This is a genomic window from Campylobacter sp. Cr9 (assembly GCF_020138295.1).
GTDB lineage: Bacteria > Campylobacterota > Campylobacteria > Campylobacterales > Campylobacteraceae > Campylobacter_E.
The window spans coordinates 13,415-28,889 of sequence record NZ_JACGBH010000001.1; the positions used below are offsets into that span (position 1 = coordinate 13,415).

At 27.2% G+C, this 15,475-nt stretch carries 21 protein-coding genes; 12 read left to right on the forward strand and 9 right to left on the reverse strand.

Features of this window, described 5'->3' with window-relative positions:
• The first annotated feature begins 2 nt into the window (after positions 1-2).
• The 6 genes from napG (at position 3) to AVANS14531_RS00085 (ending at position 3,716) form a co-directional block, all read left to right on the forward strand.
• Positions 3-755 carry a ferredoxin-type protein NapG gene (gene napG, locus AVANS14531_RS00060; protein ID WP_336610861.1) on the forward strand — a complete coding sequence of 251 codons (753 nt, stop codon included), beginning with the start codon at positions 3-5 and terminating at the stop codon, positions 753-755.
• Positions 755-1,549, forward strand: coding sequence for a quinol dehydrogenase ferredoxin subunit NapH (gene napH, locus AVANS14531_RS00065; protein ID WP_336610862.1), 795 nt, complete (start codon positions 755-757; stop codon positions 1,547-1,549). The genes napG and napH overlap by 1 nt, the downstream gene beginning before the upstream one ends.
• The gene (locus tag AVANS14531_RS00070; protein WP_336610863.1) at positions 1,546-2,067 is read left to right on the forward strand and encodes a nitrate reductase cytochrome c-type subunit; all 522 of its coding nucleotides are present in this window, start codon (positions 1,546-1,548) and stop codon (positions 2,065-2,067) included. The genes napH and AVANS14531_RS00070 overlap by 4 nt, the downstream gene beginning before the upstream one ends.
• Positions 2,064-2,894: a hypothetical protein gene (locus tag AVANS14531_RS00075; RefSeq protein ID WP_336610864.1), complete on the forward strand. Its 831-nt coding sequence runs from the start codon at positions 2,064-2,066 to the stop codon at positions 2,892-2,894. The genes AVANS14531_RS00070 and AVANS14531_RS00075 overlap by 4 nt, the downstream gene beginning before the upstream one ends.
• Complete coding sequence (locus AVANS14531_RS00080; protein ID WP_239817225.1) at positions 2,891-3,202, forward strand: chaperone NapD; 312 nt, start codon at positions 2,891-2,893, stop codon at positions 3,200-3,202. The genes AVANS14531_RS00075 and AVANS14531_RS00080 overlap by 4 nt, the downstream gene beginning before the upstream one ends.
• 148 nt (positions 3,203-3,350) lie before the next feature.
• Positions 3,351-3,716 (forward strand): TM2 domain-containing protein, encoded by a 366-nt coding sequence (locus tag AVANS14531_RS00085; RefSeq protein ID WP_336610865.1) that lies wholly within the window; start codon positions 3,351-3,353, stop codon positions 3,714-3,716.
• 11 nt (positions 3,717-3,727) lie between these two features.
• On the opposite strand, the gene AVANS14531_RS00090 is transcribed toward AVANS14531_RS00085, so the two are convergent.
• The 4 genes from AVANS14531_RS00090 to AVANS14531_RS00105 form a co-directional block, all read right to left on the reverse strand.
• Positions 3,728-4,417 (reverse strand): hypothetical protein, encoded by a 690-nt coding sequence (locus AVANS14531_RS00090; protein ID WP_336610866.1) that lies wholly within the window; start codon positions 4,415-4,417, stop codon positions 3,728-3,730.
• A complete protein-coding gene (locus AVANS14531_RS00095; protein ID WP_336610867.1) occupies positions 4,395-5,123 on the reverse strand; it encodes an alpha/beta fold hydrolase in 729 nt (242 codons plus the stop codon). Before AVANS14531_RS00095 ends, AVANS14531_RS00090 begins: the two co-directional genes overlap by 23 nt.
• Positions 5,110-5,328, reverse strand: coding sequence for a type II toxin-antitoxin system Phd/YefM family antitoxin (locus tag AVANS14531_RS00100; RefSeq protein WP_239818543.1), 219 nt, complete (start codon positions 5,326-5,328; stop codon positions 5,110-5,112). Before AVANS14531_RS00100 ends, AVANS14531_RS00095 begins: the two co-directional genes overlap by 14 nt.
• 98 nt (positions 5,329-5,426) lie before the next feature.
• Complete coding sequence (locus AVANS14531_RS00105; RefSeq protein WP_336610868.1) at positions 5,427-6,170, reverse strand: hypothetical protein; 744 nt, start codon at positions 6,168-6,170, stop codon at positions 5,427-5,429.
• 109 nt (positions 6,171-6,279) lie between these two features.
• On the opposite strand from AVANS14531_RS00105, the gene AVANS14531_RS00110 reads away from it, so the two are divergent.
• Positions 6,280-6,447, forward strand: coding sequence for a hypothetical protein (locus tag AVANS14531_RS00110; RefSeq protein ID WP_239817220.1), 168 nt, complete (start codon positions 6,280-6,282; stop codon positions 6,445-6,447).
• Here the strand turns inward: AVANS14531_RS00110 and AVANS14531_RS00115 are convergent.
• The 4 genes from AVANS14531_RS00115 to AVANS14531_RS00130 all read right to left on the reverse strand — a co-directional run bounded on the left by AVANS14531_RS00115 (position 6,424) and on the right by AVANS14531_RS00130 (position 9,958).
• On the reverse strand, positions 6,424-7,851 hold the full coding sequence (locus AVANS14531_RS00115) for a PepSY-associated TM helix domain-containing protein (protein ID WP_336610869.1): 1,428 nt from the start codon (positions 7,849-7,851) through the stop codon (positions 6,424-6,426). The genes AVANS14531_RS00110 and AVANS14531_RS00115 overlap by 24 nt on opposite strands.
• Positions 7,852-7,901: 50 nt before the next feature.
• Positions 7,902-8,312 carry a PepSY-like domain-containing protein gene (locus AVANS14531_RS00120; RefSeq protein ID WP_239817218.1) on the reverse strand — a complete coding sequence of 137 codons (411 nt, stop codon included), beginning with the start codon at positions 8,310-8,312 and terminating at the stop codon, positions 7,902-7,904.
• 87 nt (positions 8,313-8,399) lie between these two features.
• The gene (gene lgt, locus AVANS14531_RS00125; protein WP_336610870.1) at positions 8,400-9,203 is read right to left on the reverse strand and encodes a prolipoprotein diacylglyceryl transferase; all 804 of its coding nucleotides are present in this window, start codon (positions 9,201-9,203) and stop codon (positions 8,400-8,402) included.
• A gap of 38 nt (positions 9,204-9,241) precedes the next feature.
• Positions 9,242-9,958 carry a hypothetical protein gene (locus AVANS14531_RS00130; RefSeq protein ID WP_336610871.1) on the reverse strand — a complete coding sequence of 239 codons (717 nt, stop codon included), beginning with the start codon at positions 9,956-9,958 and terminating at the stop codon, positions 9,242-9,244.
• 271 nt (positions 9,959-10,229) lie between these two features.
• On the opposite strand from AVANS14531_RS00130, the gene AVANS14531_RS00135 reads away from it, so the two are divergent.
• Positions 10,230-11,567: a Na+/H+ antiporter NhaC family protein gene (locus tag AVANS14531_RS00135; RefSeq protein WP_336611026.1), complete on the forward strand. Its 1,338-nt coding sequence runs from the start codon at positions 10,230-10,232 to the stop codon at positions 11,565-11,567.
• Between the two features lie 34 nt (positions 11,568-11,601).
• Here the strand turns inward: AVANS14531_RS00135 and AVANS14531_RS00140 are convergent, their stop codons facing one another.
• Complete coding sequence (locus tag AVANS14531_RS00140; protein ID WP_336610872.1) at positions 11,602-12,672, reverse strand: choloylglycine hydrolase family protein; 1,071 nt, start codon at positions 12,670-12,672, stop codon at positions 11,602-11,604.
• Between the two features lie 55 nt (positions 12,673-12,727).
• Here AVANS14531_RS00140 and AVANS14531_RS00145 point away from each other — a divergent pair, with 55 nt between their 5' ends.
• The 4 genes from AVANS14531_RS00145 to AVANS14531_RS00160 are packed head-to-tail and all read left to right on the forward strand — an operon-like array spanning position 12,728 to position 15,466.
• Entirely contained in the window at positions 12,728-13,537 is an 810-nt protein-coding gene (locus tag AVANS14531_RS00145) for a flagellar hook-basal body protein (protein ID WP_336610873.1), read from the forward strand.
• A gap of 8 nt (positions 13,538-13,545) precedes the next feature.
• The gene (flgG, locus tag AVANS14531_RS00150; RefSeq protein WP_239817213.1) at positions 13,546-14,334 is read left to right on the forward strand and encodes a flagellar basal-body rod protein FlgG; all 789 of its coding nucleotides are present in this window, start codon (positions 13,546-13,548) and stop codon (positions 14,332-14,334) included.
• Between the two features lie 56 nt (positions 14,335-14,390).
• Positions 14,391-14,744 (forward strand): diacylglycerol kinase, encoded by a 354-nt coding sequence (locus AVANS14531_RS00155; RefSeq protein WP_336610874.1) that lies wholly within the window; start codon positions 14,391-14,393, stop codon positions 14,742-14,744.
• Positions 14,741-15,466, forward strand: coding sequence for a Nif3-like dinuclear metal center hexameric protein (locus tag AVANS14531_RS00160; protein ID WP_336610875.1), 726 nt, complete (start codon positions 14,741-14,743; stop codon positions 15,464-15,466). Before AVANS14531_RS00155 ends, AVANS14531_RS00160 begins: the two co-directional genes overlap by 4 nt.
• Positions 15,467-15,475: the final 9 nt, after the last annotated feature.

The window sequence follows — 15,475 nt, forward strand, 5'->3', positions numbered from 1 at the left end:
TTATGAGAAGGCAGTTTTTTACAAATACAATTAAAATTGTAGCAGTTGGTGTTGGAGCTTTTAGTATTTTTAAATTAAACGACACGCCAAAAAGCGAAAGTAAAATAGAGCTTAAAAAAGGCTTTTTCTTACGCCCACCAGGAGTAAAGAATGAAAAGCATTTTTTAGCTAATTGCATTCGCTGTGCTAAATGCGTAAAAGCCTGTCCTTACCATACTTTAAGTTTAGCTAGTGCTAACGATGTTGCAAGTAATGGAACGCCAAAATTTGTTGCAAAAGAAATTCCTTGTTATTTATGCGATGGCTTGCCTTGTATAAAGGCATGTCCAACTGATGCACTTGATAAAAGTATTAATAAAATATCTTTAGTTAATATCGGTCGTGCAATAGTAGATGAGAGTTCTTGTGTGGCACATTTTGGAATACAATGCGATGCTTGTTATAGAGCATGTCCTTTTATAGATAAGGCTTTAAGGCTTGAATATAAAAGAAATGAAAGAACACAAAAACACGCAATGTTAGTTCCTAAAGTAGATTATGATTATTGTGTTGGCTGTGGATTGTGTGAAAAAGTTTGCATTACCAAAAAACCTGCTATTGTAATTTTACCTACTAGTTTTATTTTAGGTGAGAGAAATGATAATTATGTTAAAGGTTGGGTTAGTGGTGATGATGAGAGATTAAAAAATATTGATACAAGCAAAAAACACGATGATAAAAAAGCTATAAATTACCTAAATGATGGAGATTTTTAATGAAAAATAAGTATTTATTATTAAGAAGAATTACTCAAATTGGTATTTTAGCTTTATTTATGTTGTCAAGCTGCGATTTTATTTTAAAAGGAAATTTAAGCTCATCAATTTTATTTAATAGCATAAGTTTAAGCGATCCTTTTGCTTACTTGCAAATATTTTTAGCTAGTTTTAGTCTTAATTTTGGGCTTTTTATCTCGGCATTTTTGGTTTTTATAATTTATGCCTTGTTTTTAGGTCGTGCATTTTGTGCGTGGGTTTGTCCTATTAATTTGATTACAAATCTAGCTGGTGTAATTAGGCAAAACTCTAACCTTAAAAGCTCAAAAATAACTAATTTTAAACAAAATACTAGATATTTTATTTTGTTTAGTATTTTGCTTTTATCTTTTATAGCACAAGAGCCTGTGTTTGAAAAATACTCTCATATAGGAATAGTTACTAGAGGGATTATTTTTATGCAAAGTTCAGCGATTTTTGTAGCTATTATTATATTTTTACTTGATTTATTTGTGCAGAAAAACTTAGTATGTTCTCATCTTTGCCCTTTAGGTGCGTTTTATAGTTTGATTTCAAAATTTAGTTTTTTAAAAATAAATTATGATTTAAACAAATGCACAAAATGTATGAAATGCAAAACAATTTGCCCTGAAAATCAAGTCCTAGCAATAATTACTAAAAATAGTGGAGATATTAGTAATTCTGAGTGCATTAAATGCGGTAGATGTATTGAAGTATGCGATGATGATGCACTTAACTTTAATTTAATTAACTTTATGAAAGGAAAAAAATGAAAAAAATATTTTTAAGCCTTGCAGCGTGTGGTATGATGTTTGCAGCAAGTGTAAGTGATAGCGAAATTGGTTTAAGAAAACATTCTTTAGAAGATGAAAAAAGCCTTGAAATTAAAAATTTCACATATTCAGAAAAGGAAGCTGGAGAAGCTCAAAGATTTGAAAGAGCATTCCTTAATGCTCCACCACAAATCCCACACAATGTAGAAGACTTTTTGCCTATTACACAAGATAATAATATGTGCCTTAGTTGTCATGATTTAGGTGCTGATAATGAGCGTGTAAAATTAAGCATTGAAGAAGCAACACCTATGCCAGCAAGCCATTATTATGATTTAAGAAATGAAAAAAAGCTTGATGCAATATCACAAGCAAGATATAACTGCGTTCAATGTCACGCACCACAAGCAAATATTGATAGTGGTATTAAAAACACATTTAAACCTGATTTTGGTAAAGATGAATTAGGCAAACATCGCTCAAATTTATTAGATGTAATCAACGAAGGTTTGAAATGAAAAAATTGCTATTATTAATAGCAAGTCTAAGCTTAGCAAATGAGCTAAGCTTAGATAAACTTAGTGCTAAAAATTATGATTGTTATATAAATTATATTAATAATGATTATATTGCTTGTGATAATAGTGTTTTTAAAAATGATAGCAAAGAATTTGAATTAGGAAGTAATGTTATTTTTATTGATGATTATAAGGGTTTGGTTTTAGCGATTAGCTCAGAATTTGGGGAAAAAACATTAAACATTTATAAAGATAACCAAATAAAAAGCAAAAAGATTTCAAGCGATATTAATAAGGCGTTTTTATATAAAGATATGATTATTTTAACTTCACTTGCAAGTGAGATAATATTTCTTGATTTAGATTTTAAAGAAATAAAAAGAGTTCATTTTTCAAATGCAAGCATAAATACAGCAAGTATTAATAAAGATAAAGCAAAAATAGCATTAGGATTTGAAAGTGGCAAGATTGTTGTATATGATTTAAATAATCATACTTATATTACAAAAGAAGTGCATAAGGATAATATTTATAATGTAGATTTTAAGGCAGATAAAATAATCTCTTGTGCAACCGATAGAAAAGCTATTATAAGTGATGATGAGCTAAATCTAATTGATACAATAGAAAGTAATAATTTAATTTATAATTGTGCTATTAGTTCAAATGGCTTAGTGGCATATTCTTGCGATGTGGATAATAATATTTGCGCAGGTGATGAAAAGATTATTATAGGTAATTTATATCTTAATTCAATTTTGTTTAAAGAAGATACTTTAAGATTAAATGCTTATTCAAAAACTTTATATGAAAAGGATTTTAAATGATTTCTTCTCTTGTAGTTGTTGCTAAAGATGAGTTTGTTGATGAAATAAAAAATGTTGCTAATGCTAGTTTAGAGCAAGTTATTGAAGATAAGTTTATTGTATTAATTGAAGCTAGTGATTTTAATGAAACTTTAGCAACCTTTAATAATGTTAAAAAACTTAGAAGTGTTATTGATGTTAATATGGCTTTTAGTGAAGTTGAAGAATTTAATTTAGAAATAAACGCACAAAGAATGGCTGATAAAGTAAATGCTTTAAGCGAAGCAAAAGAGATTGAATACTACGGAAACATATATAAAAATTATTAAAAATCACAAGAATTTGAAATAGGAATTTGATTTTAAATTCTTGTTTTTAATTTAATAAATATTTGTTTTATTTATTAAATTAATATTAGTTTTTATTAAGAGTTTGATTGTTATAATCCGTCTTTAAAATTTTTCTTAAGGATACTTCATGGATGCAAGTTCAATAATGCTACTAATAGGAAATAAAATCTCAAGCACTCACAAGCTAATGCTAATTGAAAAATTAAAAAATACAGATGAAAATAAGCTTAGTAATATTTCTTATTTATCTTTTAAAAGTCCTATTTTAGCTCTTGTTTTAGGTTTGTTTTTTGGTGGTTTAGGAGTTGATAGATTTTATCAAGGAAACTATATTTTAGGTGCTATAAAATTAATTATTTTTATATTATGTATTTTTGGTCTTGGTATATTTATTGGGCCTTTCTTTTTCTTGTATATTTTAATTGATTTATTTTTTGTATATAAAGCAGTTCAAAAAGATAATTTTAATAAAATCTTAAAAGCTGTTGAATAATTAGGAAAATCCTAATTATTCACTAAATATTCATCTAAGCTTTTTTTAAATTTTTTGCTTAGTTTTTCATATAGCTCGTTAAATTCTTTTTTAAAATCATCATTTTGCCAAGCTTTTAAAAAATTATTTTTATGTAAAATTTCTTTTTTATTTTGGATATTATCAAGGTAAAACTCATCATATAAAGAATTAAAATATATTTTTAAATATTTTCTTAAAAGCTCTAAAGCCATAAAATTAAAAATCAATATAGGCTCGTTTATTATTTCTTTTATGTTTTGTATGAATTGCTCTTTTGTTTTTTCATAATGATTTGATACTAAATAACAAGGATGAGATTTAAGATTTTTATAAAACATATCATAAAGACTAATTTCTCTTAAATTTATGATATTTTGCTCATCATCAATATTTGCAAAAAATGGATAAAGCTTACAAGCAAGTGGGCGAAAATCGCAAAGCCCTTTTAAATCACATTCTAAAAAGCATAAAGTTATTGTTTTACCACAAATTAATTTATAATCTATTGATGCAATTAATTTCAGTTTGACTTTATTTTTTATATATTCGTATTCGCTTTTTAACATAGGAATTACTACATTATAATCCTTATTAGCATTGCAACAATGTCCGTTGCAATGTCTAAAGCAATCTTTAAAATATATGATTTCTAAGTTTTCAAGCTTTTGATAAAAATTCATTTATAGCTGGTTTTATATTATTTTGCATGAAGAAAAAGTGATTTCCATTAAATGTTATTAGCTTTGAATTTTTGATTAAGCTATTCATTTTTTGACCTATTTTTAGGGTAGTTGCGGTGTCTTTATCTCCCCATAATAATAAAGTATTTGTATTTATTTTACTAATTTCATCGCTAAAATCTTCATCAACTACATTTTTAAAAGTTTGATACATTGTATCGCTTAGATTTGCACCATCTTTACTAGCTAATAATTTTCTAATATTTTTAAAGCCTATTTTATTTAGTGTTTTTGCTAGAATTATTTTGCATTTTGTCTTAAAGCTTTTAGGTAGTTTTAGTCCTGCACTTGCACATAAAATCAAAGCTTCATAATCTTTTTTGCTAGCCATTAGACAAGCGATTTTACCCCCAAATGAATGCCCTAATAAAATATCTACATTAATTCCTAATTCATTTAAAAAATCTTCGCTAAGCTTTAAATAATCTTGTGAATTAAAAGCTCTTTTTGGTTCATCACTTCCACCAAAACCTGCAAAATCTAAAAATATCATTTGCTTACAATGTGGAGTTAATGCCTGAGTGAAAAACTGCTCCATTAATTCTTTATTAGCCCCCCAGCCGTGCATTATTAAAGCGTTTTTTTCTCCTTCACCTTTTTTTACTAAATAGCTTAAAGATATGTTATTTACATTAATTTTTGCCATTTTTTTTGTCCTTATAAATCGCTTCTAAAATTACAAGAGCATTTTGTAATTTTTCATATTCATTTAGATTTAGCATAACGCATTGAAATTTATTATTTTTTACTACGAAAACCTTTTTATTTCCTTCAATTTTTTTCAAAATTGCTGAAAAATTACGCACCACTTCAGTAGCTGAAAAAATTTCATCTTGACTAAATTTCATAATAATCCTTTTTGCTTTTTATTCTAAAAGCAAAAACTAATCCAAAGGAATTTAAATTAGGAATTTCAACTACGAAATTCTTATTTTTAAATATTTAGCATTTAAAATCTAACAACTATAATTTCAATTACTTCATCATCTTTTAGCTCAAGCCTAATATTAACGCTTTTACCTAAAAGTATTTTATTAAAATAAAAATATTCGTTTTTTGCTTTAAAATCAAATTGACTTAAAATCTTTTTTATCTCATTATCGTTTTTGCCTTTTAACTTGAGATTTATATCATTTAATATGCTTTTATCAAGCACAATGCAAACTCTTTCAAGGTTGCTACACTTTAGCTCTGATTTTAAAATCCTTGTTATAAGCTCATTTGCTTGTTTTAAAAAATCATCATAATACCACCAAGCACAAAGTATAGCCATAATTAAAGCTAAGTATTTTTTAAAATAAATTTTATAGTTTTTATACACTCTAGCTAGGTATAAATACACAAAACCAAATATAACAAATGGCACAATATTTTGAAGAGTATCAATACTTTTATGAACGCTTTTATCATAAAGACAAAAATTATAAATAATTTTAATTAGGCAAATAAAAGATATAAAAAATGCAATATGTTTTAATAATAAGTAAAACCTATCTTGCATAAATACATCGCTATCTAAATCGCCTTTAGCTATTAAAAGATAAATCTTAAAAAATACAAAAGCAAATATAAAGCAAGGAATATAGTTTATACCTCCTAAATAAAAAGCTATTAAGAATAAAAACCAAGCTAGATAAAAAAATATATTTTTTAAAATCACATTAGTTTTTATTAAAAGACTTTTTAAAGTCATTTTATTATCCTTATAGCTTCTGATTAAATTCCATTTAAATTAGTGTTAAAAATAATGGAATTTGAAATAGGAATTACGAAATTCCTATTTTCTAAAAAAGCTTTGCAATATGCAAAAGCTAAAAAGTGAGCTAAAAAATAGCATAAAATTAAGCAAAAAAGAAGCTGTAAAAAATACGCTAACAAAAGCTAAAGCAAAGAAAATTAAAGCTATTTTAGCAAGTGATTTACTAAGGCAAATCGCACCTATTAGATTAAGAATTAGCACTAGCATTTAATCTCCTTAAAAGTAAAAAAATCGCAATTAAATAAATAATATTAAAGCAAATCGTTACATTTGTATAATTGCTAAAAACTGCATCACAAAGCAATAAAACTGCAAACAAAATTACTGAAATTAGTTTTAAAATCTTTGTTTTATTTGCATATACAAAAGCTAATATAAAGCTAATAAAAAATGCTACATAAAAGCTATTTTGCTCTATCATTTGTCTATTTATCTCTGCATTATCTAATACTTTATTTACTATAAAATAAACTAAAGTAGCATTAACACAAGAGCTTAAAACGCTGTAAGCTAGAGCTTTTAGCTTGATATTTTCTTTTCTTTTTGCAGCACTCATTAGCATTGATTTGTATATAAAAGCACAAGCTAAAACGCCACAAATGCTAAGCATAAGATTTAGTATAAAAGGAGCAAAATGCACCCTATGGGTATTAAAGAATAATTCGTTTAAAAATCCAAAGAAGTTCATGCTCTTAAGGCTTGATTTCTCGCTTAGTTTTTCGTTGATTTCGCCTGTTGCTGAGTAGACTAAAATATTGCTATTTTTTGTGTTTAAATCATAAAATGGAGTATCGTTTTTGTGTTTTGTGATTAAGATACTTTTGTTTGGTTTTGATAAAACAATGCTTAAATCATTTGTATTTAGTCTTGTTTTAGCATCTTCACTAGCTTTTAAAATCGCTTTTATATCAAAATCATATTGAGCTAATTCGCTAGATTTTGGTGTATTTTTAACCTTTACTTCTTTGCTTGAACTAAATAATTTTTCTATATCTTTTAAGTAATTAAGTCCTATACCACTAATGCTAAGCCAAGCTAAAAATATTCCTATAAATACACCGCTTACAATGTGAAAATTGTATAAATTAGCGAAATTATTTTTACTATTAAACTTATAATTAAACTTCTTATTCCAAATAAAATAACCACTAACAACTAAAACAAACATTCCTAATGCAAGTATAGAAATAAAGGCTTCAAAAATACTTTTTAAAACGCCTTGAGATGGAAATAATTTATAATGCATTCCGACTAAAAATTTACTACCTAAGGTCTTGTTTTTAGCGAAATTTTCTTCATCAAAATAAGCGATATTTGTTTTTCTTTCGCCCTTGCTTGAGCTAGAATTATAATAGCTTATCTCATAAAGATTTGAATAATAAGGCGGTGTTTTAATCCCTATAAACTCGTAATTATCATAAGTTTTTAAAGCGTAATCAAGTGTTTTTTCTAAATTACTATGGCTTTCATTTTTTATTGATTTTGATAAATTAGCTTGCATATAATAATTAATCTCATCTTTAAAATATGCACTTGTCCCAAAAAAACAAATAAAAAATAAAAACCAACAAGTAGCTAAACCAATATAAATGTGTAGATTTCTTAAAGTTTTCATAATTCTCCTAAAATGAAAGGAATTTCAAGCGAAATTCCTATTTTAAATTCTTAGTCGTCTAAGATAGTTTTTGTAACAACGCCTTTGCTGTCAATATAAACTTTATAGTTGTTACTAAATTTTAATTTGTAGCCATTCCATTCTTTTTCTATTTCCATAAGATTTGCACCTTTTTGGCTTTCTTTTGCAGCTTTTGTAAGTTCTGGTAAGATTGTGTCTGGAATAGGGCTGTATTTTGCATCAATTTCTTTTAACTCGCCTGATTTAGTAAAATCAAGTTCTGTTCCATTGTTTAGCTTGATTTCATAAGAATCCCAGTCTTTTTCAGCTTTTGCAATATTTTCATTTGCATAATGAGTTTTAATAAAATCTTTTATATTTTGCGGTAACTCGCTTGGATTTATTAAAGAATCAGCAAATAAACTAGCAGTAATTGCACCTAAAAATAATAATTTTTTCATACTAAACTCCTTAAAAAAATTAAACTACAATATTAACAAAATAAAGTAATTTTGATTACTATACCCCCCCCCATACTTAAATTATGCTTAATTTTTCTTCTTTAAATAAAAATATAGAGCTATTGATATTAAAAACATTATAAAGCTTAGTATTTGTCCCATAGATAAGTTTAAAGCAATAAAGCCTAAATTAAAATCAGGCTCTCTAAAAAACTCACAAACAAATCTAGCAATGCTATAAGTTATCCCATAAATACAAATTAATTGCCCATTAAACTTAATATTTTTAGAAAAATACCAAATCACTAAAAATGTTAAAATTCCTTCTGTAAATGCTTCATAAAGTTGGCTTGGATGTCTTAATTCATTTCCAACATAAACACCCCAAGAAACATCAGTAATTCTGCCAAATAGCTCATGGTTTAAAAAATTTCCTATTCTTCCAAAAACATAGCCTAAAGGAACTGATAAAGCTACTAAATCTAGTATTTTAAACATATTTTTTTTATATTTTTTAGCATACAAATATGTAGCAATCAAAGCACCAAATAATGCTCCATGATAGCTCATTCCTGCAATTCCTATGAATTCTCCGTTGCTAAATGGATTAAACATTTGCCAAGGATTTAGCAAATAATACGCTCTATCATCGCTATAAACTAAAATATAACCTATCCTTGCTCCTAAAATAATGCCTATTTCAATCCATATAAAATAATTTTCTATTTCTTTTTTACTAAAGCCAAATTTATGAGCATTTTTTTGCCCTATATATAAAGCTATTAAAAGTGCTGCAATATAACAAAGCGCATAATAATGTATTTTAAACATTCCTATGCTAAAAGCAACTCTATTTGTGTTTTCGTAAAAATGTTGCCAAAATTCAAGCATTTATCTTATCCTTTTTTGTAGAATTTGAATTAGGAATTTTAAAATCCATTTAGTTTTTGACAAGCGATTTTATTGCCTAATTTACAAGATTTTTCTAAGAATTTTTTACTTAATTTAAATTTTGATAATTTTAAATATGAATTAGCAGCTACAAAACAAGCTTCTTCATAACCTTTATCGCAAGTTTTTTCTAAGATATTAAATGCTGTTTTTATATTGTTGTTTTCGTAATGAATACTAGCTTCAAATATACAAGCATTATAAAAGCCTTTATCACAAGCTGTTTTAGAGTATTTTATAGCATTTTCTTTATCTAAAAAACCTTTATAATATCTAGCTGTTGCATAGCATGAGTTTTGGTTATTTTCGTTATCGCATTGATTTTTTAAGATTTTTAGAGCTTTTGTTGAGTTTGTTTCATAATCAATCACTAATTTAGTGCATGCTAAATCAAAATGATTTTGACAAGCAAGTCTTAAAGCATTATATTTGGTATATTCATCATCGCTAAAAGTTGAGATTATATAACATGCTGCCATATTTTTTGCTTTGCATTCTTCGTTTATATATTCTTTTGCTTCTTTTATATATTTAATCTTGCCAATATCTTCTAAATTATCACAACCATTAAAATCATTCTCGCTACATGATTTTATGTTTTTAAAATACCCATTTACTTTTGCTAAATCAAGTGCTATTTCAGCCTCATTTGCAAATAAAAATATAGAAAATATTAAAAAAATTATCTTTTTCATATACGCTCCTTTGTGATGAAGTTTAATAAATTTTGGATAATTTTAATTAATTTCAAAAAAAATTAAATTTTTAAGGAAGATTTTAGAAAATTTTAGATTGAATAACGAAAATTATTTTTAAAAGGAGTTTTTAAATGAGTGTTTTACCATTTTTTCTAACGAACAATTTATTTACAAGCTTCTTCTTCCATCATGCCTTAGGGCATTAATACTTCATATTTTTTTTAATCATTTTTAATTTTTTATATTTTTTTATTTTTAATTTAAAGGAATTTTTATGTTAACAAACCCAGTTTTTATAAGCATTTTAATAATGCTTGGACTTTGTATTTTAAGATTTAATGTATTTTTAGCCGTTTTGGTGTCTAGCCTTATTGCTGGACTTATGAGCTATAATTTTGATAGCAATTTTTTAGTAGCAATTTCAAGCTCAATGACAGCCCTAAAAGATATTATGAATACTTTTATAAAAGGTATGAGTGGTAACTTGCAAACTTCTCTTAGTTATGTTTTAGTGGGTGCTTTAGCTGTCGCAGTATCTAGGACAAATCTAACTGCTTTTTTAGTTAATTTTATTAGCAAAAAAATGTCTGATAAAAAGGTTTTATTGCTTTTTTCACTTGCGATAATCTCAAGCTTTTCACAAAACTTAATTCCTATTCACGTAGCATTTATTCCGATTTTAATCCCACCAATGCTAAGTCTATTTAATAAACTTAAAATTGATAGACGTGCAATTGCATGTGCTGTTACATTTGGACTTACAACTCCGTATATGACTTTGCCTGTTGGATTTGGTCTAATATTTCAAGACATTATCACTCAATCTTTAAACGCTAATGGTGTAAATATAACTCAAAGCGATGTTGCTGGTGTTGTTTGGCTTATGTTTTTTATAATGTTTTTTGGGCTTTTAGCTTCTTTTATTTATTATAGAAAACCAAGAGCTTATAAAGAGCTTGAAACAAAATACGAAAACTTAGATGAAGTAAAGTTTGGCAAAAAAGAAGCAATGGTAATGATAGGTTTATTAATCACTCTTACAACTCAAATATTTGTAGGTTCTTTACCGCTTTCTGCTTTGCTTGGATTTTTGTTTATTTGTGTTAGTGGTGGGATTGAATATAAAAAGATTGATGAAGTATTTTTAGGTGGTTTTTCTTTAATGGGTTATGTAGCATTTATTATGCTAATTGCTTGTGGTTTTGGAGCTGTTTTACAAGGCACAGGAGCTATTAAAGAAATAGTTGATTTTACTTTAAGCATTACTACAAACAAACTTGCAATTACATTTGGAATGATGTGTATAGGATTATTAATTACTCTTGGAATTGGTAGCTCATTTGGAACGGTTCCTATCATTGCTACTTTATTTGTGCCAATTTGCACTGAACTTGGTTTTAGCCCTGAAAGCATTATTTTTATCATTGCTTGTGCTGGTGCTGTTGGAGATACAGGCTCACCTGCAAGTGAAGCTACACTTGGAATTACCGTTGGACTTAATGCTGATAAACAAAGCGATCACATAAAAGATGTATGTATCCCTACATTTATATTCTATAACATTCCTTTAGTTGTAGGTGGTGCTTTAATAGCTTATTATTTATAAGAATTTGAATTCGGAAATTCCGAATTCAAATTCCTTAGATTTTTATATCATTTATTTGTTTTTCTTCATTTAAGTTTATTATTTTGTATTCTTTAAAATTGATGTTTTTTAAATCAACTCTTTTAATACTAAAATCATTCATAGTTTTATAATAAAACTCTAAATTAGATAAATCACTAAGGCTGCTCCATTGTGTAGCGCTTAAAATATCTTTTGGAATATATTCTTTATGCTCGTTTGAAAACTCAACGCCTATTGGAATATCAAAATTATTTAATATATGAAAAGCTGTAAAAATACTATCTTTTGTATTTAATTTAGGCATAGTTTTAAGATAAAAGAATGCTCTTACAAATCTTGATGGCGGTGTAATATCTCCAGGCAAACCAAGAGCTGCAGTTCCTGCACCAAATGAAGAAATTTCTTGATTATTTACATTAAAATTATTTGCATTTCCTGCTCTTAAATTTACATAATTATTTAGGTTTTTGATATGCCAAGGATAATCAGGAGAATTAGTAATAACTCCTACTTTATTCTCATAAATCATAATTTTGCCATTTTCAATGATTTCAATAACAATATTAGCTCCAGTGCTATCAGCTACTCTAAAATGTGCTGTCGGTAAAGCGTTATTATTTTTATCGTAAGCAATATTTACTATTTTTAGGTTTTTAATGTTTTGCTTTACTTCTTCTACGCTTTTAAAATTACTTAAAATATAGCTTACAAGTTGCAAATCCACTAAGCTTTTTGATTTATATTTTTTATTATATTTTTCTAAGCTTCCATAATTTGGAAAATAAAAAAATCCCGCATTAAGCCCAGCTTCATTTAAACCTTCTGCAATAAATCTTTCATTAATAACGCTAATTCCTACGAAATTATATTTACTTTTCCAACTAATCCCTGTTTCTTTTGTATTTGGTAAAAGCGAATTAAAAGAATGGTTTTTAGGAACTATTATTAATTTTGAGTTTAGATTGCTTTCTCCATATTCTATTGTTCTTGCTTGTAAATAAGCATTTTCATTGCTCTTAATACTAATGCCTGTGCAAGGATATAAATTACTTGCGATTAAAATTGATAAAAATATTTTTTTCATAACTCTCCTTTGGAACGATTTTTGCTATTTTATTGAAAATTACTTAAGGATTAGAATGCAAAACGGATTTTATCAAGCAACAGGAGCAATGGTAACTCAGCTAAATCGCTTAAATGTGATATCAAATAATTTAGCGAATGTTAATACTGCAGGATTTAAAAAAGATAATGTAGTAATAGCTGATTTTAAAAGACTTTATGATGAAGAAATGCAAAATATGCCAATAGATGATAATACAAGGCAAGCTGCAAAATACATAAATCAAACAATAAACAGAGTTCCTAATATTGATATTGAATATACTGATTTCAGTGTAGGAGCAATTCGTCCTACTAATAATCCTTTAGATATAGCGATTAAAAGAAGCGATTGTTTTTTTATGGTTCGCTCAGCAGATGGACAAGTAAAATTTACAAAAAATGGAGCTTTTAGCCTAGATGAAGAAGGCTTTATCGTTACAAAAGATGGAGAAAGATTACTTAGTTCAAATTATTTTGAAGACCCTGTAAATGATGGCATTCAAGTAGGAGATGGACAAAGACTTACTATTGATAGAGATGGAAATATCTATTTAGATGGCGAAGTAGCAAATAGAATTTTTGTAGCTAGAATGGATGATACAAGAGATTTAGAAAAAATCGGAGATAATCTTTATAGGCTTGATGATTTAACTAAAATGCAAGATTTTGAGGGTTCAAATGCACTTGCGAGTGGATTTTTAGAAATGAGCAATGTAAATGCAGTAAATGAAATGGTAGGACTTATTGAAACTCATCGCTTAGTTGAAATGTATCAAAAAGTAATGACAAGCCACATGGATGAGCTAAATAACGACGCAATAAATAAATTAGCAAATGTTAAATAGGAGTAAAAATGCTTAGATCTTTATATACAGCAGCAACAGGAATGATAGCACAGCAAACGCAAATTGATACAACATCTCACAATATTGCAAACGTAAATACAATGGGATATAAGAAAAATAGGGCAGAATTTGCTGATTTAATGTATCAAGTAATGGAATACGCAGGCACAAGCACAAGCACAACAACACAAAGTCCAACAGGTATTGAAGTAGGTCTTGGAGTTCGCCCAACAGCAATTACTAAGCAATTTACGCAAGGATATTTTAAAGAAACGGGTAATCAATTAGATGTTGTAATTGCAGGAAATGGCTTTTTTCAAGTGCAACTTCCTGATGGCACTACCGCATATACAAGAAACGGAGCGTTTAAATTAGATAGTGAAGGAACTATTGTAAATAGTGATGGATATAGATTAATTCCTGAAATTACCGTTCCTGAAGATGCTATTTCTATTGGTATTGGAACTGATGGTGTTGTAAGTGTTATTCAAGCAGGAAATCCTGAAGCTGTGCAATTAGGTCAAATTGAGCTTGCAAACTTTATAAATCCAAGTGGCTTACATGCTTTAGGAGATAATAACTTTTTAGAAACAAGTGCGAGTGGTGGTGTGGTTGTTGGAATTGGTGGAACAAATGGTTTTGGTCAAATTAAGCAAAACTTTGTTGAGATGAGTAACGTTCAATTGGTTGAAGAAATGACAGATCTAATCACAGGTCAAAGAGCTTATGAAGCAAACTCAAAAGCAATCACAACAAGTGATGAAATGCTTTCAATTGTAAATGGCTTGAAGAGATAATTTATAAAAACTTTTTTATTAATAATTTTTCTTATAATCAATTTTTAGGAGTTGTTATGAAGAAAAATTATTCTTTTTTTAAAAATGCAAGTTACGCTCTAGCAGGTATTAAAAGAGCCTTAAGTGAGAGTGCATTTATTATAGAATTTGTAATAGGAATTTGCTTTATTTTATTTGCTTTGATTTATCCTTTTTCTCTTTATGAAAAAGCTTTTTTAATAGCTGTAATTTTGTTTGTATTTGCGGCTGAGTGCTTTAATACAGCGATTGAAAGCGTTGTTGATTTGGCTACAAATAAATATCACAAACTTGCAAAAGATGCTAAAGATTTAGGCTCTGCTGGTGTGTTTTTTACCATTTTAATTGCCATTTTTTGCTGGGGAGTGGTTTTATATAAGGAGTTTTTATGAGAGTTAGTGAAATTTATAATTTTTTAAATGAGATTAGTCCTTTTGAAATTCAAGAGAGTTGGGATAATAGCGGTTTATTGCTTAGTAATGATGATTTATGCGAAAGGATATATTTAAGCCTTGATTTAGATTTAAATCAAGTAAAATCATTTTTGCCAAATTCTTTAATAATCACTCATCATCCATTAATTTTTAAAGGTTTAAAAAGTATTAAAAATGATTATGCAGGAAGTATTTTAAAAGAATTAATAAAGAAAAATTGTGCTTTAATTTCTATGCATACGAACTATGATTTATCGCATTTAAATGCTTATTTTTGTGAAAATATTTTAGGACAAGTTATAATAGAAAAAAATGGATTTATTGCCTATATAGAAAATAATTTTAAGGATATTTTCGCTCTTGCTGATTTTTTAAAAGAAAGATTAAATCTTAAAAAAATATCAATTTCACTAGCAAAAGATTTAAAAGAAAGCAAACTAATAGGAGTATGCACAGGTTCAGGAATTTCTTTAGCAAGTGAGTTAAAAAGTAGTATTTTTTTAACAGGAGATATTAAGTATCACGATGCTTTAGCACTTAGTGAAAATGGTGTGAGTTTAATTGATATTAAGCATTATGAAAGCGAAGTTTGTTTTGCTAATTCTTTAGCATCTTGTTTGCAAAAATTACCGATAGAGATTATAATCAGCTCTTCAAAAAATCCATTTTTAGAGTATTAAGGACATACT

Bases quoted from the DNA above. Each gene is read 5' to 3' on its own strand.
- napG (WP_336610861.1), top strand. From the start codon at position 3: ATGAGAAGGCAGTTTTTTACAAATACAATTAAAATTGTAGCAGTTGGT.
- napH (WP_336610862.1), top strand. From the start codon at position 755: ATGAAAAATAAGTATTTATTATTAAGAAGAATTACTCAAATTGGTATT.
- AVANS14531_RS00070 (WP_336610863.1), top strand. From the start codon at position 1,546: ATGAAAAAAATATTTTTAAGCCTTGCAGCGTGTGGTATGATGTTTGCA.
- AVANS14531_RS00075 (WP_336610864.1), top strand. From the start codon at position 2,064: ATGAAAAAATTGCTATTATTAATAGCAAGTCTAAGCTTAGCAAATGAG.
- AVANS14531_RS00080 (WP_239817225.1), top strand. From the start codon at position 2,891: ATGATTTCTTCTCTTGTAGTTGTTGCTAAAGATGAGTTTGTTGATGAA.
- AVANS14531_RS00085 (WP_336610865.1), top strand. From the start codon at position 3,351: ATGGATGCAAGTTCAATAATGCTACTAATAGGAAATAAAATCTCAAGC.
- AVANS14531_RS00090 (WP_336610866.1), bottom strand. From the start codon at position 4,417: ATGAATTTTTATCAAAAGCTTGAAAACTTAGAAATCATATATTTTAAA.
- AVANS14531_RS00095 (WP_336610867.1), bottom strand. From the start codon at position 5,123: ATGGCAAAAATTAATGTAAATAACATATCTTTAAGCTATTTAGTAAAA.
- AVANS14531_RS00105 (WP_336610868.1), bottom strand. From the start codon at position 6,170: ATGACTTTAAAAAGTCTTTTAATAAAAACTAATGTGATTTTAAAAAAT.
- AVANS14531_RS00110 (WP_239817220.1), top strand. From the start codon at position 6,280: ATGCAAAAGCTAAAAAGTGAGCTAAAAAATAGCATAAAATTAAGCAAA.
- AVANS14531_RS00115 (WP_336610869.1), bottom strand. From the start codon at position 7,851: ATGAAAACTTTAAGAAATCTACACATTTATATTGGTTTAGCTACTTGT.
- AVANS14531_RS00120 (WP_239817218.1), bottom strand. From the start codon at position 8,312: ATGAAAAAATTATTATTTTTAGGTGCAATTACTGCTAGTTTATTTGCT.
- lgt (WP_336610870.1), bottom strand. From the start codon at position 9,203: ATGCTTGAATTTTGGCAACATTTTTACGAAAACACAAATAGAGTTGCT.
- AVANS14531_RS00130 (WP_336610871.1), bottom strand. From the start codon at position 9,958: ATGAAAAAGATAATTTTTTTAATATTTTCTATATTTTTATTTGCAAAT.
- AVANS14531_RS00140 (WP_336610872.1), bottom strand. From the start codon at position 12,672: ATGAAAAAAATATTTTTATCAATTTTAATCGCAAGTAATTTATATCCT.
- AVANS14531_RS00145 (WP_336610873.1), top strand. From the start codon at position 12,728: ATGCAAAACGGATTTTATCAAGCAACAGGAGCAATGGTAACTCAGCTA.
- flgG (WP_239817213.1), top strand. From the start codon at position 13,546: ATGCTTAGATCTTTATATACAGCAGCAACAGGAATGATAGCACAGCAA.
- AVANS14531_RS00155 (WP_336610874.1), top strand. From the start codon at position 14,391: ATGAAGAAAAATTATTCTTTTTTTAAAAATGCAAGTTACGCTCTAGCA.
- AVANS14531_RS00160 (WP_336610875.1), top strand. From the start codon at position 14,741: ATGAGAGTTAGTGAAATTTATAATTTTTTAAATGAGATTAGTCCTTTT.